The sequence below is a fragment of the Massilia sp. TSP1-1-2 genome (genome assembly GCF_049896185.1).
Lineage (GTDB): Bacteria > Pseudomonadota > Gammaproteobacteria > Burkholderiales > Burkholderiaceae_D > Telluria_A.
Map to the genome: position 1 here is coordinate 24,503 of NZ_JAFCTU010000022.1, position 15,951 is coordinate 40,453.

Annotated in this window: 19 protein-coding genes, 1 tRNA gene and 3 pseudogenes; 12 read left to right on the plus strand and 11 right to left on the minus strand. The window is 62.7% G+C overall.

Annotated features, from left to right (window positions below):
• Positions 1–23: 23 nt before the first annotated feature.
• The 5 genes and pseudogenes from ACP7BV_RS18135 (at position 24) to ACP7BV_RS18155 (ending at position 3,701) form a co-directional block, all read left to right on the plus strand.
• On the plus strand, positions 24–605 hold the full coding sequence (locus ACP7BV_RS18135) for a hypoxanthine-guanine phosphoribosyltransferase (RefSeq protein WP_426105802.1): 582 nt from the start codon (positions 24–26) through the stop codon (positions 603–605).
• Between the two features lie 332 nt (positions 606–937).
• A pseudogene (locus ACP7BV_RS18140) lies at positions 938–1,099 on the plus strand (glycoside hydrolase family 19 protein); the annotation flags it as partial.
• Positions 1,100–1,149: 50 nt separating this feature from the next.
• Positions 1,150–1,332 (plus strand): hypothetical protein, encoded by a 183-nt coding sequence (locus tag ACP7BV_RS18145; RefSeq protein WP_426105903.1) that lies wholly within the window; start codon positions 1,150–1,152, stop codon positions 1,330–1,332.
• A gap of 19 nt (positions 1,333–1,351) precedes the next feature.
• Positions 1,352–2,593: pseudogene (locus ACP7BV_RS18150) on the plus strand (glycoside hydrolase family 18 protein); the annotation flags it as partial.
• Positions 2,594–2,705: 112 nt separating this feature from the next.
• Positions 2,706–3,701: a cupin-like domain-containing protein gene (locus ACP7BV_RS18155; protein ID WP_426105900.1), complete on the plus strand. Its 996-nt coding sequence runs from the start codon at positions 2,706–2,708 to the stop codon at positions 3,699–3,701.
• Positions 3,702–4,079: 378 nt separating this feature from the next.
• Here ACP7BV_RS18155 and ACP7BV_RS18160 read toward each other — a convergent pair whose 3' ends face one another.
• From ACP7BV_RS18160 to ACP7BV_RS18185, 6 genes are all read right to left on the minus strand, one after another.
• A complete protein-coding gene (locus ACP7BV_RS18160; RefSeq protein WP_426105803.1) occupies positions 4,080–5,033 on the minus strand; it encodes an NAD(P)H-dependent flavin oxidoreductase in 954 nt (317 codons plus the stop codon).
• Between the two features lie 92 nt (positions 5,034–5,125).
• Positions 5,126–6,046 carry an MBL fold metallo-hydrolase gene (locus tag ACP7BV_RS18165; protein ID WP_426105804.1) on the minus strand — a complete coding sequence of 307 codons (921 nt, stop codon included), beginning with the start codon at positions 6,044–6,046 and terminating at the stop codon, positions 5,126–5,128.
• Positions 6,043–6,486, minus strand: coding sequence for a hypothetical protein (locus ACP7BV_RS18170; RefSeq protein ID WP_426105805.1), 444 nt, complete (start codon positions 6,484–6,486; stop codon positions 6,043–6,045). Before ACP7BV_RS18170 ends, ACP7BV_RS18165 begins: the two co-directional genes overlap by 4 nt.
• Entirely contained in the window at positions 6,483–6,692 is a 210-nt protein-coding gene (locus tag ACP7BV_RS18175) for a DUF1289 domain-containing protein (protein WP_426105806.1), read from the minus strand. The genes ACP7BV_RS18170 and ACP7BV_RS18175 overlap by 4 nt, the downstream gene beginning before the upstream one ends.
• Positions 6,689–7,111 carry a thioesterase family protein gene (locus ACP7BV_RS18180; protein ID WP_426105808.1) on the minus strand — a complete coding sequence of 141 codons (423 nt, stop codon included), beginning with the start codon at positions 7,109–7,111 and terminating at the stop codon, positions 6,689–6,691. The genes ACP7BV_RS18175 and ACP7BV_RS18180 overlap by 4 nt, the downstream gene beginning before the upstream one ends.
• Positions 7,108–7,470 (minus strand): VOC family protein, encoded by a 363-nt coding sequence (locus ACP7BV_RS18185; RefSeq protein ID WP_426105809.1) that lies wholly within the window; start codon positions 7,468–7,470, stop codon positions 7,108–7,110. Before ACP7BV_RS18185 ends, ACP7BV_RS18180 begins: the two co-directional genes overlap by 4 nt.
• Positions 7,471–7,604: 134 nt before the next feature.
• Between ACP7BV_RS18185 and ACP7BV_RS18190 the strand changes: the two genes are divergently transcribed.
• Both ACP7BV_RS18190 and ACP7BV_RS18195 read left to right on the plus strand, forming a co-directional pair.
• The gene (locus ACP7BV_RS18190; protein ID WP_426105810.1) at positions 7,605–8,018 is read left to right on the plus strand and encodes a CopG family transcriptional regulator; all 414 of its coding nucleotides are present in this window, start codon (positions 7,605–7,607) and stop codon (positions 8,016–8,018) included.
• A 22-nt stretch (positions 8,019–8,040) separates the two neighbouring features.
• Complete coding sequence (locus ACP7BV_RS18195) at positions 8,041–9,309, plus strand: extracellular catalytic domain type 1 short-chain-length polyhydroxyalkanoate depolymerase (protein WP_426105811.1); 1,269 nt, start codon at positions 8,041–8,043, stop codon at positions 9,307–9,309.
• Positions 9,310–9,345: 36 nt separating this feature from the next.
• On the opposite strand, the gene ACP7BV_RS18200 is transcribed toward ACP7BV_RS18195, so the two are convergent.
• From ACP7BV_RS18200 to ACP7BV_RS18215, 4 genes and pseudogenes are all read right to left on the minus strand, one after another.
• Positions 9,346–9,615: a SemiSWEET transporter gene (locus ACP7BV_RS18200; protein WP_426105812.1), complete on the minus strand. Its 270-nt coding sequence runs from the start codon at positions 9,613–9,615 to the stop codon at positions 9,346–9,348.
• Positions 9,616–9,653: 38 nt separating this feature from the next.
• Positions 9,654–9,998, minus strand: coding sequence for a DUF29 domain-containing protein (locus ACP7BV_RS18205; protein WP_426105814.1), 345 nt, complete (start codon positions 9,996–9,998; stop codon positions 9,654–9,656).
• A gap of 4 nt (positions 9,999–10,002) precedes the next feature.
• Positions 10,003–10,086: pseudogene (locus ACP7BV_RS18210) on the minus strand (DUF29 domain-containing protein); the annotation flags it as partial.
• Positions 10,087–10,144: 58 nt separating this feature from the next.
• Positions 10,145–10,339 (minus strand): cysteine-rich CWC family protein, encoded by a 195-nt coding sequence (locus tag ACP7BV_RS18215; RefSeq protein ID WP_426105815.1) that lies wholly within the window; start codon positions 10,337–10,339, stop codon positions 10,145–10,147.
• Between the two features lie 325 nt (positions 10,340–10,664).
• Here ACP7BV_RS18215 and argB point away from each other — a divergent pair, with 325 nt between their 5' ends.
• Together argB and ACP7BV_RS18225 are read left to right on the plus strand one after the other, a co-directional pair.
• Complete coding sequence (gene argB / locus ACP7BV_RS18220; protein WP_426105816.1) at positions 10,665–11,591, plus strand: acetylglutamate kinase; 927 nt, start codon at positions 10,665–10,667, stop codon at positions 11,589–11,591.
• A 40-nt stretch (positions 11,592–11,631) separates the two neighbouring features.
• Positions 11,632–11,706: transfer RNA gene (locus tag ACP7BV_RS18225), tRNA-Thr, on the plus strand.
• A 26-nt stretch (positions 11,707–11,732) separates the two neighbouring features.
• Here ACP7BV_RS18225 and ACP7BV_RS18230 read toward each other — a convergent pair.
• The gene (locus tag ACP7BV_RS18230) at positions 11,733–12,620 is read right to left on the minus strand and encodes a TraB/GumN family protein (protein ID WP_426105817.1); all 888 of its coding nucleotides are present in this window, start codon (positions 12,618–12,620) and stop codon (positions 11,733–11,735) included.
• A gap of 41 nt (positions 12,621–12,661) precedes the next feature.
• On the opposite strand from ACP7BV_RS18230, the gene ACP7BV_RS18235 reads away from it, so the two are divergent.
• From ACP7BV_RS18235 to pabB, 3 genes are all read left to right on the plus strand, one after another.
• Positions 12,662–13,390, plus strand: coding sequence for a pyrimidine 5'-nucleotidase (locus ACP7BV_RS18235; protein ID WP_426105818.1), 729 nt, complete (start codon positions 12,662–12,664; stop codon positions 13,388–13,390).
• 78 nt (positions 13,391–13,468) lie between these two features.
• Positions 13,469–14,047, plus strand: a complete 579-nt coding sequence (gene slmA / locus ACP7BV_RS18240; protein ID WP_426105819.1) for a nucleoid occlusion factor SlmA — start codon at positions 13,469–13,471, stop codon at positions 14,045–14,047.
• A gap of 41 nt (positions 14,048–14,088) precedes the next feature.
• Positions 14,089–15,912, plus strand: coding sequence for an aminodeoxychorismate synthase component I (gene pabB / locus ACP7BV_RS18245; RefSeq protein ID WP_426105820.1), 1,824 nt, complete (start codon positions 14,089–14,091; stop codon positions 15,910–15,912).
• Positions 15,913–15,951: the final 39 nt, after the last annotated feature.

A 15,951-nucleotide genomic window follows, 5' to 3' on the forward strand; every position in this document is an offset into this window, starting at 1 on the left:
TGTACTTTTCTGAGCCGAACATTATGCAAACCTTTCATGTCGAGCGCGCCCGTTCACTGCTGGAAAATGCGGAACAGATTGTCGATGAAGCGGCCGTCACGCGCGCCGTCGCGCTCGTTGCGGACAAGCTCAACGAGCGCTTCAATGCAGCGGGCGACGAGACGTTTCCGCTGGTGCTGGGCGTCATGGGCGGGGCCGTCGTGTTTGTCGGCCAACTGTTGCCGCAGCTGAAGTTCCCCCTCGAATTTGACTACATCCACGTCACCCGTTATGGCGACGACGACCAGGGCGGCAAGGTCGTGTGGAAAGTGATCCCGCGCGCCAACGTTGCAGGGCGCACCATCATCGTGCTCGACGACATTCTTGACGAAGGCGAGACGCTGGCGCATGTCAAGCAGCGCCTGCTCGACATGGGCGCGGCCGAAGTCATCATCGCCGTGTTCGCCGACAAGGCGCTCAAACGCAGCAAGCCGGTGCAGGCCGACATTGTTGGCCTCACCATCCCCGACAAGTTCGTGATCGGCTTCGGCATGGACGTGTATGGCTACTGGCGCAACCTGCCCGCGCTGTGGGCGGTCCGGCCGGAAGACCTCGCGCCGCGCTAAGGCGCGATCTCGCACAACGGGCGCCGCACGGAGCATGCAGCGCCATTGCTTTACTGTTCTGTTATTTTTCGCAGCCATACCAGTGCTTATTGGCACTAAATTGGTATTACCTGATTTTGCGTCTATTGGAAGCCTTTCCCGCTGGGAGATAACGGGCTGACGGCCTTTCCCGTTCAAGCAACTGGTCTGTTGCTTTTTCCAATATTATAAAACCACTTGACTACCAATTTTTACGGTCGCATTCTCACCTGGCACCAAACCAAGAACAACTAACAGGAGAGACAATGCACACTTCAGGAAAAGGCGGCTTGCTGGTCGCCCTCATCGGCACCATGCTCGCAGGCTGCGGCAGCGGCGACGCGGGAACAGGCCCCGCTGCGCAGCCCAAGGCGCTGGCCACCACGGTCAGCACGCTCGCTGCATGCGCGGAATGGAATTCGACGCAGATTTACACGGTAGGCAATTGCGTTACTTATCAAGGCAAGGGCTATGAGGCGAAATGGTGGACCCAAGGGAATGTACCCGGAACCGAAGAATGGGGGCCGTGGAAACTGACGACGGCCACGCCGACGCCGACACCTACGCCGACGCCGACCCCTACACCAACACCAACGCCTACACCAACACCAACGCCGACACCAACGCCGACACCAACACCTACGCCGACACCAACACCTACGCCGACGCCGACGCCAACGCCAACGCCGACACCGGTCGGCACCCGTGAAGTCGGCTCCTACTTCGCGCAATGGGGCGTGTATGGCCGCAACTACGAAGTGGCAGACATCCACACCACCAAGACCCCGGTGGCTGGCGTGCAAACCAGCGTGGCCGACCAGCTGACCTTCATCAACTACGCCTTTGGCAACACCTATGCCAAAAACGGCGGCTACGAGTGCGACATGCTCAGTGCGGCCGAAAGCGGCAACGGCAATGGCGGCGACGCCTATTCCGACTACCAGCGCTCGCCGGTGCGCACGGTCGATGGCAAGGCAATTGCCTGGGACGCCAAGCTGTCGGGCAATTTTGCCCAGCTCAAGCTGCTCAAGGCGGCCCACCCCAAGCTGAAGATCTTTATTTCGCTCGGCGGCTGGAGCTGGTCCAAAAACTTCTCGGCTGCAGCCAAGACTGATGCCCTGCGCAAGCAACTGGTGCGTTCGTGCGTCAAGCTGTTCATCGCGGGCGATTTGCCGGTGCAGGATGGGCGCGGCGGTCCGGGCGCGGGCAAGGGCGTCTTCGACGGCATCGACATCGACTGGGAATACCCGGGCGGCGGCGGCATGGCCTACAACACGGTCGATGCGGTCAACGACAAGCACAACTTCACGCTCTTGATGGCCGAGTTCCGCGCGCAATTGAATGCGCAAGGCACGCTCGACGGCAAACGGTATGCGCTGACGGCGGCCATTGGCGCCGGTCCCGACAAGATCGCACAGACCGAGCCGGCGCAGTACGGGCAGTACATGGACTGGGTCAACGTGATGACGTACGACTTCCACGGTGCGTGGGAAACGACGACCAACTTCCACTCCGCGCTGTTCCACGACGCCGCCGATCCATCGACCGGCAACGTGGCCAAGTACAACGCGCATGATGCGATCAGCGCGCTGGTCACCGCCGGCATGCCGCGCAATAAGATCTTGCTGGGCGTACCGTTTTATGGACGTGGCTGGAAAGGCGTGGCGGCAGGTCCTGCCGGAAACGGTCTGTACCAGGCCGGCACTGGCGGCGCGACGGGTGCCTACGAAAGCGGCATCGAAGACTACAAGCTGTTGAAGGCCAAGACCGGGCAGCGCTGGTATCATCCATCCACGAAACAATTGTTCTTGTTGACCGGCACGGGTGAATGGTGGAGCTACGATGACCCGACCGTGATCCGCACCAAGATGCAATACGTGCGCGACCAAAGCCTGCGCGGCGCCTTCTCGTGGGAGCTGGACGGCGACGCCAGCGGCGAGCTGACCAGCGCCGTCTGGCAAGGACGGTAAGCGCTTGACGGGCGCCGCCGGCGACAAGCCGGCGGCGCTTTTTTACCATCAACTGGCGGGAGCAGACCCTGTGAAGCTACAAGCACAAGCACAAGCACAAGCACGGCCGATCATGAAGGTGAACGACGACTGGCGGCGCTGGATCGCCGAGAACCTGATGCTGGGCGCGGCGCCCGAGGCGCTGGCCACGATCCTGGTCAACAATGGCATTGCCCGCGCCGAAGCGCATGGCGAAATCGACGCGGCGGCGCGCAGTCCCTATCTGCAAGGCGCGCGACGCCTGGCCAACAAAGTGGCCAAGCGCGACTGGGTGCTGGAGATCCAGTCAACGCTGAACCGTCTGGGCGACGACGCCATACCGCGGCGCGACAAATTGTCCGGCGCCGAGTTTCTGCAGCAGCACTACCGCATGAATCGTCCGGTGATCATCACCGGCATGCTGGAACACTACCCTGCGCGCACAACATGGACGCTCGACTACTTTGCCGAGCGTTTGGGCGAACGCATGGTAGAAGTGCAGTTTGGGCGCGATGCCGATCCCCAATACGAGCTCAACAGCATTGCCCACAAGCGCCAGCTCAAGTTTGGCGACTATGTTGCGCTGGTGCGCAACAGCGGCAGCAGCAACGACTTTTACATGACGGCCAACAACGACTCGCACAACCACGCGGCGCTGAAAGAACTGTGGGACGACGTTGGCGCGCTGCCCGAGTACCTGGACGACGACCCGGCGCGGCGCGGCTTTTTCTGGTTCGGTCCGGCGGGCACCATCACCCCCTTGCATCACGACCTGACCAACAACTTCATGGCGCAGATCATGGGGCGCAAGCGGGTGCGGCTGGTTGCGCCGTGCGATCTGGCCAAGGTCTACAACCACCGCCACTGCTTTACCGAGCTGGACGCGCGCGATGTCGACCTGGCGCGCTTTCCCGCGATGGCCGGCGTCAAGATCCACGACTGCATCCTGGCCCCGGGCGAAATCCTGTTTTTGCCGGTCGGCTGGTGGCACCACGTCGAAGCGCTCGACATCTCCGTCACCCTCGCCTCCACCAACTTCCTGTGGCCCAACGACTTCTACACCAACTACCCCGCCAACCACGACTTCTAACCTCGGGGTCAGACCTCCGTGATGAAGTAATTGTTTTCCACAGCGCCACGGTGAAAAGATTTTTTTAATTTGCGATACGCCGGATACTACAGATTTCATTCGGCCAAAGACGGGCTTTATCAAATCAAACCCGGGGTCAGACCTCGCGATTCGGGAAACAATTACTCAAATCGCGAGGTCTGACCCCAATTTTCCAACTTTTTCATTCGGCGGGATGCCGCTCCGGAAGAAGTTCGGATGGTCTATTGCCGGTTTGAGCGAATCAACCATGGAAGCTGACCTCTGGCTTCCAGAAACAATTGCGCGAATCTGGAGGTCTGACCCCGATTGCGTGGGCAAAATCGGGCTGACCCGGGTTGCACGGCGGTTTCTTTATTGCTATAAGGCGAGGCGGGCGCGGGCGGCGTCGTATTCGGCTTTCAGGCGCATGACCATCTCGGCCACCGTGGGCACGTCGTCCATCATGCCGACGCCCTGCCCCGCGCCCCAGATGTCGCGCCAGGCCTTGGCGCTGCCGGAGCCAAAACTCATTTTTGATTTGTCCGACTCGGGCAAGGCGTCCGGGTCGAGCCCGGCATTGACGATGGATTTTTTCAGGTAGTTGCCGTGCACGCCGGTAAACAGGTTGGTGTAGACGATGTCCGCCGCCGACGCGTCGACGATCGCGTCACGGTACGCGTCCGTCACGTTCGATTCTTTCGTTGCCAGCCAGCGCGAGCCAATGTAGGCGAAGTCCGCGCCCATCGCTTGCGCGGCCAGGATGCCGTCGCCGCTGGCGATCGATCCGGACAAGGCGACCGGGCCGCTGAAAAACTTGCGTACTTCACCGACCAGCGCGAACGGCGACAAAGGACCGGCGTGCCCGCCCGCACCGGCGGCCACCAGGATCAGGCCGTCCACACCGGCTTCCAGCGCCTTTTGCGCGTGCCGGATCGACACCACGTCATGCAGCACAATGCCGCCGTAACTGTGGATCGCGTCCATCATTTCCTTGGGCGGCGCGCGAAGCGATGAAATGATGATCGGCACCTGGTGCTTGACGCACATCTCGACATCGTGCGCGAGCCGGTCGTTTGACTGGTGCACGATCTGGTTCACGGCAATCGGACCCACGCGCTTGCCGGGATGGGCGGCCTGGTAGTCGTCCAGCTCTTGCTTCAGGTCAGTGAGCCAGGTGTCGAGCAATTCGGCCGGACGCGCGTTGAGCGCTGGGAAGGAGCCGACAATGCCAGCCTTGCACTGCGCCGCCACCAAAGCCGGTCCGCTGGCAATGAACATGGGCGAGGCGATGACGGGAAGGAAGAGGTTTTGCAGCGCGACAGGCAGGGCCATGACATCTCACAATCGAAAAAAATGAAAGGGAACAATTCCTGCCCATTATAGTTCGGAAAAAGAACGATCGTGCCAGAAAAAGGCCGCGATATTTACAGGTCGTGATTGACCAGCTGCCCGCCGTCGCGCCGCGCCACGCCGGCGCGCACCAGACTTTGCACCGCCCATGCGGCCAGCTCGGCCGGCGTTTTGTCCAGGTAGCGCCGGCGCGCGCTTTCGATCACGGGATTGTGCGCGAACATCGCCGGCAGCGCGTCCAGCGCAAAATGCTGGCGCTCGAGCAGCAGGAACTTGAGCATGACCTTGATCGCGTTTTCGGCGTTGCGCACCGGGTCGGCCTGCAGGAAGTCGAGCCGTGAAAAGGCGCGCGCCAGCGCCGGCTTGACGTCGGTGAACGGCGCGCCATGGCCGGGAATGACGAGACGCACGTCGAGCGCGTCGATCAGCGCCAGCGTGGCGCGCGCTTCGGCAAAGCCGGACTGGCCTTCGAGCTCGGGGAAGATGACGCCAAAGCCGTGCTGCCACAGCGCGTCGGCCGAGATCAGAATAGCTTCGGCGGGGCAGTAAAAAATCAGCGAATGCGGGTCGTGCCCTGGCGCGCCGAGCACTTGCCAGTGCATGCCGCCCATCTCGAGCGGGTCGCCCGGCGCGAGCGTGCCGTCAAAGCCGAAGCGCTCGCACTGCTGGCCGGTGGCCTGGAAACTGAGCGCCGCCTCGTCCCAGGCGCGCACCTTGTCCGCTTCGGCGACCGGGATCAAGGTGCGGCAGCCGTAGCGCGCCTGCAGCGCCGCGTTGCCGCCGCAATGGTCGGAATGCAGGTGGGTGTTGATCAGCCGTTCAAGGGGACGCTCGCCAAGCACGTGTTCGACCAGCGCCAGCGTCTGCGCGGCGTGAATCAGGTAGCCGCTGTCGACCAGCGTGGCGGGCCCGGGACCGGTGAACAGGATGTTGTTCGACGAGAGCCAGCCGCGTTCGAACACGCGGATCGTCGCAGGCAGGCTGATGGCGCTCATTTCTTCATCTGGAAGGCCAGCGAAATTTTGGCGAACTCGATCAGCACCTTGGGCGAGCCGCCATTGAAGGTCATGAACGCGCTGCCGGTGCGCACCACCAGTCGCGGCGGGAACAGCCACGACAGATAGGGAATGCCGATCATCTTGGCGCCGCGCACTTCGTCCCACAGCACCTGCTTGTCGACCACCCAGCTTTGGCGAATGCCTCGGGCGTCGATCGTCACTTGGGCGCGCAAAAACCAGTAATAGCTCACGCCGAGCATGACGGCCGCGCCCAGCAGCAGGGCCTTGACGCCCAGGCCGAACGAGAGCAGCGGAAAGCGCCACAACACGCTGGCGGTGTAGGCCACCAGCGCCAGCGTGATGGTCGTTGCGGTTCCTTTGAAACCGGCGCCATAGGCGGGGCCGGTAACCGCCTTGGCGGGCTGGTAAAAACTCATGTGAAGTCCGTTGCCGCTTCACGGCGCCGGATCTCGGCCCACACCGCGCGCTTGTAGTCGTCCGGCTGCGACGCCCAGCCGATGATTTCGTCGATGGTGCGCAGGCACCCTTCGCACAAGCCCGTATCGGGCGCCATCTTGCACATGCTGATGCAAGGCGAGGGCACCGGCGTTTGCAGTTCGGGCGCGAGGACCTGGCGCGTCATGCGGCAGCCTTCTTTTGTGCGACCTTCGCCGCAAAGCGCTGCGGGTCGATCACCTGCCGTTCGTGCGTGCCTTCGCAGATGCGTTCCAGGTCGTCCCACGCCTCGATCTTGAACTTGACGCGCCGCCCTTCCACTGCTAGCACTTCGCCTGCGATGCGCAGCTTCATGCCGGGCGGCGTGGGGGCGAAGTGGGCAAAGTCGACTTGTGTACCGACGCTCTGTTCGCGCGGCCAGTCCATGAAAGGCATCATGCCGTGCACGCAGGCCAGTTCCATCATGCCGACCATGTAGCCGGTGGCCAGCACGTCGGGCATGTCGAGGCAAAACGCGGTGTCGTGATACAGCTGCGGCACGGTGGCGCGCGCGGGCACCACGTAGGTCCAGTCAAAGCGCAGGCCGGGTTTCAGTTCTGGACTCATGCGCAGATCAGTTCAAGGCGGTTGCCAAACGGGTCGGCCAAGGTGGCGCGCCGGCGCCCGCTTACCTCTTCTTCAGGCTTGAGCTGCGCGCCGTGGCTGGCCAGATGCTCGGCAAAGGCGTCAAAGTCGGCCACCAGCAGCGCCGGATGGGCCTTGCGCGCAGCCTGGAAGTGGGGGTCAGCGCCCAGGTGCAATTGCGCACTCCCGCACGCGAACCAGACGCCGCCGCGCACGGCCAGCAGCGCCGGCTTGGGGATTTCGGCCAGCCCCAGCACGCCGCTGTAAAAGCGGCGCGCAATGTCTTCGGCGCCGACGGGCATGGCCAGCTGGACGTGATCGATTCCTGTGATAAATGCCATCTGCCGCTCCGCTGTGACTCGAATGCCACATTATCGCATTCAAGCGAATCACGCTTGACCTGATGACCCAAACAGGTACACTACCATCCATACAGATGGCGTACGGATGCCACAAGGATGTTATTTGGAGATATATGAACGCCCACGACTTGAAACCGAAATTTTCCGAATCGGAAAAGATCACCATCAACCTGGGTTTGATTGACCTGGGCCAGATCGATTTGCTGGTCAATGAAGGGTTTTATTCGAATCGTACCGATCTGATCCGCACGGCAATTCGCAACTTGCTCAACACGCACGCGGACGTGGTGCGCCAGACGGTTGCACGCAAGAGCCTAGTGCTGGGCATGCATCATTATTCCCGGGCAGACCTCGAGGCCGCTTTAAAAGCGGGCGAGCGCTTGCAGATCCAGGTGCTGGGCCTGGCCAGTATCGCCAACGACGTATCGGTGGAACTGGCGCTGGCCACCATCGACTCCATTTTCGTGCTTGGCTCGCTACAAGCAAGCAATGTCATCAAGACTGCACTGGCGGGACGCATTTTGTGAACTGCCCAAGGAAGGAACACACATGAAATTCAATGAAAAACTGATGGACCGCATGCGCGCGGCAACCCGGGCCTTGTCTGGCAAGGGGCCGCAAGCAGCGACTGCCGTGATCCAGGATGCCTTAAAGATATTGCAGCCTAATAATGCCGCACCTGCGCAGGCGGCGCAGGCGCCGCCCGGACCGACCATGCGCGACATCAATCCGCCGCCAGCCGGCGCCAAAGCGGCCCCGCAAGCCAGCGCTAAACCGGCACCGCAAGCCCAGGCGGAAAGCGCGCCGCCGGCCGCCCGCACGCCAATGGAAGAAATGACGGAAAAGCTGAAAAGCCTGATGCCCGAGATGATGGCCAATCTGGACCGCGCGGGCGGCGCGGGCAGCTTCAAGAAGTTCAAGATGCCCGATTTTGATTTGCCTGGTGGAATGGCCGGAGTGCGTACGCCCGCGCCTGCCCTGCCCGGCAAGTTTATCGACGGCAGTTTTACCAATGCCGCCGGGACGCGCACCTACAAGCTGTATATTCCCAGCACGCACAGCGGCGCCAAGGTGCCCCTGGTGGTCATGCTGCACGGCTGCACGCAAGATCCGGATGATTTCGCCAACGGCACGCAGATGAACCTGCTGGCCGAGGAAATGGGTTGCCTGGTGGTTTATCCTGCCCAGTCGCAGCAGGCGAATGCCTCGCGCTGCTGGAACTGGTTCAGCGCGGTCGACCAGACGCGCGGCCAGGGCGAGCCGTCCATCATCGCGGGCATTACCGAAACCATCATGCACGAGCATGCCATCGACCGCGACCAGGTGTATGTGGCCGGGCTGTCGGCGGGCGGGGCGATGGCGACCATCATGGGCACGCTGTATCCGGAGCTGTATGCGGCCGTCGGCGTGCACTCGGGCTTGCCGTTTGCGTCGGCCAAGGACTTGCCGTCGGCGCTGGCGGCGATGAAGGGCAGTTTTGCTCCCGGCAAGCCGGGCGCCAAGTCGGTGCCGATCATTGTTTTCCACGGCGACAAGGACACGACCGTGCACCCGGCCTGCGGCGAGGAAATCATCAAGCGGGGCGCACATGCGGCATCCAAGGAGATCGTGGTCGAGCCGGGGCGAGTTCCGGACGGGCACGCCTATACCCGTACCGTGCACCAGCGCGCCGACGGCTCGCCGCAGGCCGAGCAGTGGCTGATCCATGGCGCCGGGCATGCCTGGTCGGGCGGCAGCGCGCACGGCAGCTATACCGACGGCAAGGGGCCGGATGCTAGCCGGGAAATGATGCGGTTTTTCCAGACCAAGCGGGCCTGAGTGGTTTAACCCACGGCGTAGCCGATGCGCGCCGGCTCACCGGCCGGCGCGCTCGAAATACAGTTTCATGCCCAGTACGCAAGAGGCCAGCAACAGCGTGATGCCGTTGGCGATGACCATTGGCCACGAACGCAGCGCCAGGCCGTAGAGAAACCATAATGCAATGCCAGCGATGAACATCAGGTACATGCCGATGGATACGCCCGGTGCGCCGCGTTCGCGCCATACCATCAGCACCTGTGGAACAAACGCACCTGTGGTGCACACCGCAGCGGCAAAACCGAGGTGGTTCACATCCAAATTCATCCCGAACTTTCAATAACTGGCATAGGCCCAATTATAGTTCAGTCTGGCAAAAATGCTGGATCAAGGATGTCAGTCAAGCGCCAGATTGGCTCGTCAGGGAATTCGTGCAGACCAGTTTCGCCGATGGCCAGGCCGATGGCGTCGTCCCATGCGTCTTCCAGCCATTCCTCGTCCGACAGCGAACGCCGCAAGCTCGGCGCTTTACGCAGTCTGCGCGCGATCAAGCGCCGCTGAACTGTCATGGTGGAACGCCAGCGCTTGCCGCGCAACCCAGGCTGGAACTGCCACTTGAGCAATTGGCTCAGCAGAACGGCCAGCCGGCTGTTCAGTTCTCGCTGCTCGCTTTTTGCCCACGTCCTCGATCTCCTGGGCAAGGTTGGCAATGTCGAGGCTGGACCACTCCCCGCGTCGCAGGAAGGCAGCCTGCTCCTCTGCCCAGGCGACGATATCGGTGTTGTATAGTTTGCCCATTCCAGCTACCTCCCGAAACGCATTGCATGTCGCAGACAAGGGAACACCAGTCCCGCCCTCAATCGCGCGGTGGCGTTTCCGGCGAACTTTGCTGCGCGCCGATGTGCAGTTTCAGGCAGGCAGGGCACCAGCAACTGGCATCCACGCCGGGCACCGCCACCACGGCGGGAAAGGCGGTGCACCAGCAAGGAGCGTCAAGCGCGTCGGCCATCGCGCAGCCGAAGGTGGCGCCGCAGCGGGGGCAGGTGCTCATTGCGCAGCCCTTGGGAAAAGGGCCTTTGGAGGGACGGTTGTAGTCATGTGAAGTTCAGCCTGACGGATCAAGAATTAAAATACAACAACTGGCAGTCTGTCGGTCTAAACGAGGCGAGCCGGAAATTCAGCTGGCCGAGGACAGATTTCGACGATTTTGAAGGTCAATAGTGGTTCTATTGACCGAAAAAGCGGTGAAATATGGCCCGGTCAGGTGGATTTCTCGGCCGCCTGCGTTTAGTCCGACAGACTGCTAGGCCCTATAATGCCTACGGGGTTCGCCCTATGCCTGTAAAATCTCGCAAAATTTCCAAAACGGACCCGCCATGACCGCACCTTTGCCCGCTGTACCCAACGACCAGACAGACGACTTGACCAAGGTCTCTCCGCAGATCAAGGCGCAGATCCTGGCTGAGGCGCTGCCTTACATCCGCAATTTCCATGGCAAGACGATTGTCATCAAATACGGCGGTAACGCGATGACCGACGAGCGCCTCAAGCACGGCTTCGCGCGCGACGTCATTTTGCTCAAACTGGTCGGCATGAACCCGGTCGTGGTACACGGCGGCGGCCCCCAGATCGACAATGCCCTGAAAAAAATCGGCAAGCAAGGCACCTTCGTGCAAGGCCATCGCATTACCGACGAAGAAACCATGGAAGTGGTGGAGTGGGTACTGGGCGGTGAAGTTCAACAGGATATCGTGATGCTGATCAACCACTACGGCGGTCAGGCCGTGGGCTTGACCGGCAAAGATGGCGGCCTGATCCGCGCGCGCAAAATGGCGATGCCCGACAAGGAAAACCCGGGCGAGTTTCTCGACATCGGTTTTGTCGGCGAGATCGACGCCATCAACCCGGCCGTGGTCAAGGCGCTGCAGGACGACGCGTTCATTCCGATCATTTCGCCCATCGGTTTCGGCCAAGACGGCCAGGCGTACAACATCAATGCCGACGTAGTTGCAGGCAAAATTGCGGAAATCCTGAAAGCTGAAAAGTTGATCATGATGACCAACATCGCCGGCGTGCAAGATAAAAAAGGCAACCTCGTGACCGACCTGTCGGCCCGCGAGATCGATGAGATGTTTGCTGATGGAACAATTTCCGGCGGCATGCTGCCAAAAATCTCGTCCGCGCTGGACGCTGCCAAGTCGGGCGTGAACACGGTGCACATTATCGACGGTCGCATCGAGCACTCTTTACTGCTCGAAGTCTTGACCGAACAAGCTTTTGGAACTATGATCCGGTCGCACTAATATTTTCGGCGGCGCAGCCAAACCGCGCCGCACCGGTACCGCCCTTTTAGCTCAGTGGTAGAGCACTCCCTTGGTAAGGGAGAGGCCACGTGTTCAATCCACGTAAAGGGCACCAACTGCTTTTGCCTCCTTCCCTCCGCTTTAATACACCCGCTCCACCGACATGCCGCGCTCGCCCAGCAGCGACGGTACGCTGTTTTCTCCTATCAAATGCAATACGCCAATGGCGGCGACCGTGCTGGCTTCGCGCTCGAGCAATTGCGCCAGTTTTTCCGCCAGTGCATTGTTGCGCTCCTCCAGCAAAATATGCTTGACGAACTTTCCCGACACGCTGGTGTCTCTCGACGCGCGCGCCGCGATCTCGTCGAACGCTCCCTGGTCGGCGGTGCGCCAGGCGTTGACGATCTTGCTCACTTCCACGCCCTGCTTGCCTGATTCGATGAGGCCGATGCTCTCTTCCAGAAAACCCACTTGCTCGGCCATGGTCAGGCGATTGAACAAGCTCATTTGCGAGCCGGCCGACTCCAGACCCACCACCGGCACCTTGCTTGCACGCGCCAGCTGGGCCAGGTGGGCGTCGACCGACAGGTCGGTGCGGTAACCCTGGCGGGCGTACTCGGCCATGGCAAGCACCGTGGCCACCAGCCACGGTTTGAGCGGCACCACCGCTTCGGGATCGATGTGGGCCTTGGCCAGCGCGCGGTCGAGCCGGGCGCGCATGGCCGGCGCCAGGGCCTGTCGGGTGGCGCCGGGGATGGTCATGCCGTACGTCTTGAGCGCGTGGGCGGCGATGGCCGGATCCAGGCCCGGATCGATTTCGAGGGCCAGTGTCGACGCGCCCTTGACGGCATCGGCAATGCGCGGCTCGAGCGGGTAAAATTCCGGCGTGCCGACATGCATGGTGCCAAATAGATACATGGTGTGGTTATACGCGGTGACTTTGAACAACGCTCCGCGGTCCGCGCCCCATGTCGGCGGCAGCGCCAGGCAGAGCAGACTGAAGAACACCACTATAATCTGACGTCGCATGCAATTTCCTTGATGAACAATCTTTGCCTAAAGCGTAACCTGTGCCGAATATTACCGCGTCCCCCCCCCTGTGGCTGTTTGATCTGGACAATACCCTGCACGACGCCTCGCACGCGATCTTCCCCAGCATCAGCGCCAACATGAACACCTTTATCGCGCGCTTGCTGGGCGACGGCGTGACCGAGGCCAGCCAGGCGGCGGTCGACGCGGCGCGCATCGGTTACTGGAAGCGCTACGGCGCCACGCTGCTCGGCCTGATCAAGCATCATAACGTCAGCGCCGCCGATTTTCTGCACCAGACCCATGACCTGGCCGACCTGCGCGCCATAATGCGCTTCGAGCGTGGCCTGGGCCGCATGCTCAGGCGCCTGCCCGGCCGCAAAATCCTGCTGACCAATGCGCCGACGCGCTATTCGCGCGAAGTGCTGCGCCACCTCGGCCTGCAACGGCACTTCAGCCACCACATCGCCATCGAAGACATGCGCGTGCACGGCCAGCTGCGGCCCAAGCCGTCCAAGCTGATGCTGCGCCGCCTGATGCGCAAGCATGGCGCCAGCGCGCGCCGCTGCATCCTGGTCGAAGACACGCTGGCCAACCTGCGCAGCGCCAAACAAGTCGGGCTGCGCACCGTGTGGGTCACGCAGTACCTGCAGATGAGCGACCCGATCGGCAGCGCCATCTTGCCCCGGATGCGAAAGCGCCCCGCATTTGTGGATGTCAAAGTAAAATCGTTACGCCAGCTGCCTGCCCGTCTGCACCGGCTGCGCTGAAGTTGAAACTGAAGTTGAAACTGAAGTTGAAACTGAAGTAGCAACTGAAGATCCCTCCCCCTTCACCATCGAGATTACATGGCAAGCACCAAGCCGGGTCAGCGCAAACTCCAAATCCTCCAGGCCCTGGCGGCGATGCTGGAGCAGCCCAAGGGCGAAAAAATCACCACCGCGGCGCTGGCCCGGCGGCTCGAGGTATCGGAGGCCGCGCTGTACCGCCACTTCGCCAGCAAAGCGCAGATGTTCGAAGGCTTGATCGACTTTATCGAGTCGAGCGTGTTCGGTCTGATCAACCAGATCGCGGAGCGCGAAGCGGGCGGCGTCGACCAGCTGCATGCGACCTTGCAGATGCTCCTGAGCTTTGCCACCAACAACCCGGGCATGACGCGGGTATTGATCGGCGACGCGCTGGTGGGCGAAGACGAACGCCTGCAGCTGCGCATGAACCAGTTCTACGACAAGGTGGAACTGGCCTGCAAGCAGTCGCTGCGCCTGGCCGTCACCCAGGGCCACGGCCAGGAAGCCGACGTGACCGCGCGCGCGGGCCTGCTGGTGAGCTACGTGACAGGCCGCTGGCACCGCTTTGCCAAGAGCGGCTTTCGGCACCAGCCGGGCGAAGGCAGCGCGCTGCACCTGGCGCTCATGCTGGCCGCCTGATGCTCGCCACCTGATGCTCGCCGCCTAATGCTCGCCACCCGATGCTGCCCGCAATGAGCGCCTGCTTTGCCCTGCTGGACGACGCCAGCGCGTTCGACCCGCGCCACGCGCGCTCGCGCCTGTACAGCGCGCATGCCGGCACCCTCGCCTGCCATGACGGCGCCGGCTGGCCGCAGCTGCTGGCCGAGATGCAGGCGGCCTTGCAGCGCGGCCTGTTCGCAGTGCCGCTACTGACGTATGAATTGGGCTGCCACCTGATGGGGCTTGACGCCCATCCGCTGCCAGGCCCGCTGGCGCAAGTGCTGCTGTTCGAACAGTGCACGCACCTGTCCCCGTCTGAAGTGAAGGCGTGGCTGGAGTCAGCTGCCGGCGCCGGCGCAGCCCCGGCCGGCATCGCCAACGTGCATGCGAATATCGACCAGGCCGAGTTCACGCGCGCACTCGGCGCCATCCACGCCTACATCGAAGCTGGACACACCTACCAGGTCAACTACACGTACCGGCTGCGTTTTGACGCCTTCGGCTCGCCGCATGCGCTGTATGCGCGGCTGCGCGCGCGCCAGCCGGTGCCGTATGGCGCGCTGGTCGGCCTGCCTGACGGCGGCGCCATCCTGTCGCTGTCGCCCGAACTGTTCGTGCGCCACGCCGGCGGCGAACTGGTGACGCGGCCGATGAAAGGCACCGCCCCGGCCAGCGACAACGAGGCCGAGAACGCGCGCCGCGCCGCCGCGCTGGCCGCAGATGCCAAGAACCGCGCCGAAAATGTGATGATCGTCGACCTGCTGCGTAATGACCTGGGGCGCATTGCGCTCACCGGCAGCGTGCAGGTGCCGGCGCTGTTCGACGTGCAGCGCTACAGCAGCGTGCTGCAGATGACGTCGACCGTGCGCGCGCAGCTGCGGCCCGGCGTCACCTTGGCCGAAGTGTTCGCAGCGCTGTACCCGTGCGGCTCGATCACCGGCGCGCCCAAGCGGCGCACGATGGAGATCATCGGCGAGCTTGAACCGGCCGCGCGCGGCCTCTACACCGGCGCAATTGGCTGGTTCGACCCGTCCGGGCAGGAGCAGGCCGTGGGTGATTTTTGTCTGTCGGTGCCGATCCGCACGCTTGCACTGCAGAGCGAACAAGGCGGCGCGCGGCGCGGCGAAATGGGCGTGGGCGCGGGCATTGTGTTCGACAGCGACGCGCAGGACGAATACGCGGAATGCCAGCTCAAGGCGCGCTTCTTGACGGGGCTGGCGAACGAGTTCGAGATCTTCGAGACGATGCAGGCCAGCGTGAACGGGTGCGCGCGCGTGCAGGCGCACCTGGCGCGCATGCAGGCGTCGGCGCGTTATTTCGGCTACCCGTTCGAGGTGGAAAAGGCCCGAGAGGCGCTGGAAGGCGCATGCGCGCAGTTTGCGCCGGGCGCACTGTTCCGGCTGCGCCTGGGGCTGGGGCCCGATGGGAGCTTGGCCATCTGCAGCGGCGCGCTGATCGTTCCGGCCGGGCCGGTGAAGGTATTCGTCAGCGACCATGTCACCCGTGCGGACGATATTTTCTTGCGCCACAAGACCAGTGTGCGCGCGCTTTACGACGCGGCGTGGCGCGAGGCGGAGGCGCGCGGCGGCTTCGACTGCCTGTTCTTCAACGAGCGCGGTGAGCTGACCGAGGGTGGGCGCAGCAATGTGTTCGTGATGCTGGACGGGGTATGGTGCACGCCGCCCCTGTCGGCGGGCGTGCTGCCCGGGATCATGCGCGCCGCCATGCTGGCCGACCCCGCGTGGCAGGCAGAGGAGCGCGTGATCACGAAAGCGATGTTCGCCCGCGCCACCCGCATCATCGTGTGCAATTCCCTCAGAGGCGCGATTCCCGCCACACTGTAGCGCCGAAGAGAGCAGGCCGCCCGCATTGCGCGTCTCGGC

What these genes read in the sequence shown, in the direction of transcription:
- ACP7BV_RS18135 (WP_426105802.1), top strand. Translation starts at nt 24, where the DNA reads ATGCAAACCTTTCATGTCGAGCGCGCCCGTTCACTGCTGGAAAATGCG.
- ACP7BV_RS18155 (WP_426105900.1), top strand. Translation starts at nt 2,706, where the DNA reads ATGAAGGTGAACGACGACTGGCGGCGCTGGATCGCCGAGAACCTGATG.
- ACP7BV_RS18160 (WP_426105803.1), bottom strand. Translation starts at nt 5,033, where the DNA reads ATGGCCCTGCCTGTCGCGCTGCAAAACCTCTTCCTTCCCGTCATCGCC.
- ACP7BV_RS18165 (WP_426105804.1), bottom strand. Translation starts at nt 6,046, where the DNA reads ATGAGCGCCATCAGCCTGCCTGCGACGATCCGCGTGTTCGAACGCGGC.
- ACP7BV_RS18170 (WP_426105805.1), bottom strand. Translation starts at nt 6,486, where the DNA reads ATGAGTTTTTACCAGCCCGCCAAGGCGGTTACCGGCCCCGCCTATGGC.
- ACP7BV_RS18175 (WP_426105806.1), bottom strand. Translation starts at nt 6,692, where the DNA reads ATGACGCGCCAGGTCCTCGCGCCCGAACTGCAAACGCCGGTGCCCTCG.
- ACP7BV_RS18180 (WP_426105808.1), bottom strand. Translation starts at nt 7,111, where the DNA reads ATGAGTCCAGAACTGAAACCCGGCCTGCGCTTTGACTGGACCTACGTG.
- ACP7BV_RS18185 (WP_426105809.1), bottom strand. Translation starts at nt 7,470, where the DNA reads ATGGCATTTATCACAGGAATCGATCACGTCCAGCTGGCCATGCCCGTC.
- ACP7BV_RS18190 (WP_426105810.1), top strand. Translation starts at nt 7,605, where the DNA reads ATGAACGCCCACGACTTGAAACCGAAATTTTCCGAATCGGAAAAGATC.
- ACP7BV_RS18195 (WP_426105811.1), top strand. Translation starts at nt 8,041, where the DNA reads ATGAAATTCAATGAAAAACTGATGGACCGCATGCGCGCGGCAACCCGG.
- ACP7BV_RS18200 (WP_426105812.1), bottom strand. Translation starts at nt 9,615, where the DNA reads ATGAATTTGGATGTGAACCACCTCGGTTTTGCCGCTGCGGTGTGCACC.
- ACP7BV_RS18215 (WP_426105815.1), bottom strand. Translation starts at nt 10,339, where the DNA reads ATGAGCACCTGCCCCCGCTGCGGCGCCACCTTCGGCTGCGCGATGGCC.
- argB (WP_426105816.1), top strand. Translation starts at nt 10,665, where the DNA reads ATGACCGCACCTTTGCCCGCTGTACCCAACGACCAGACAGACGACTTG.
- ACP7BV_RS18230 (WP_426105817.1), bottom strand. Translation starts at nt 12,620, where the DNA reads ATGCGACGTCAGATTATAGTGGTGTTCTTCAGTCTGCTCTGCCTGGCG.
- slmA (WP_426105819.1), top strand. Translation starts at nt 13,469, where the DNA reads ATGGCAAGCACCAAGCCGGGTCAGCGCAAACTCCAAATCCTCCAGGCC.
- pabB (WP_426105820.1), top strand. Translation starts at nt 14,089, where the DNA reads ATGCTGCCCGCAATGAGCGCCTGCTTTGCCCTGCTGGACGACGCCAGC.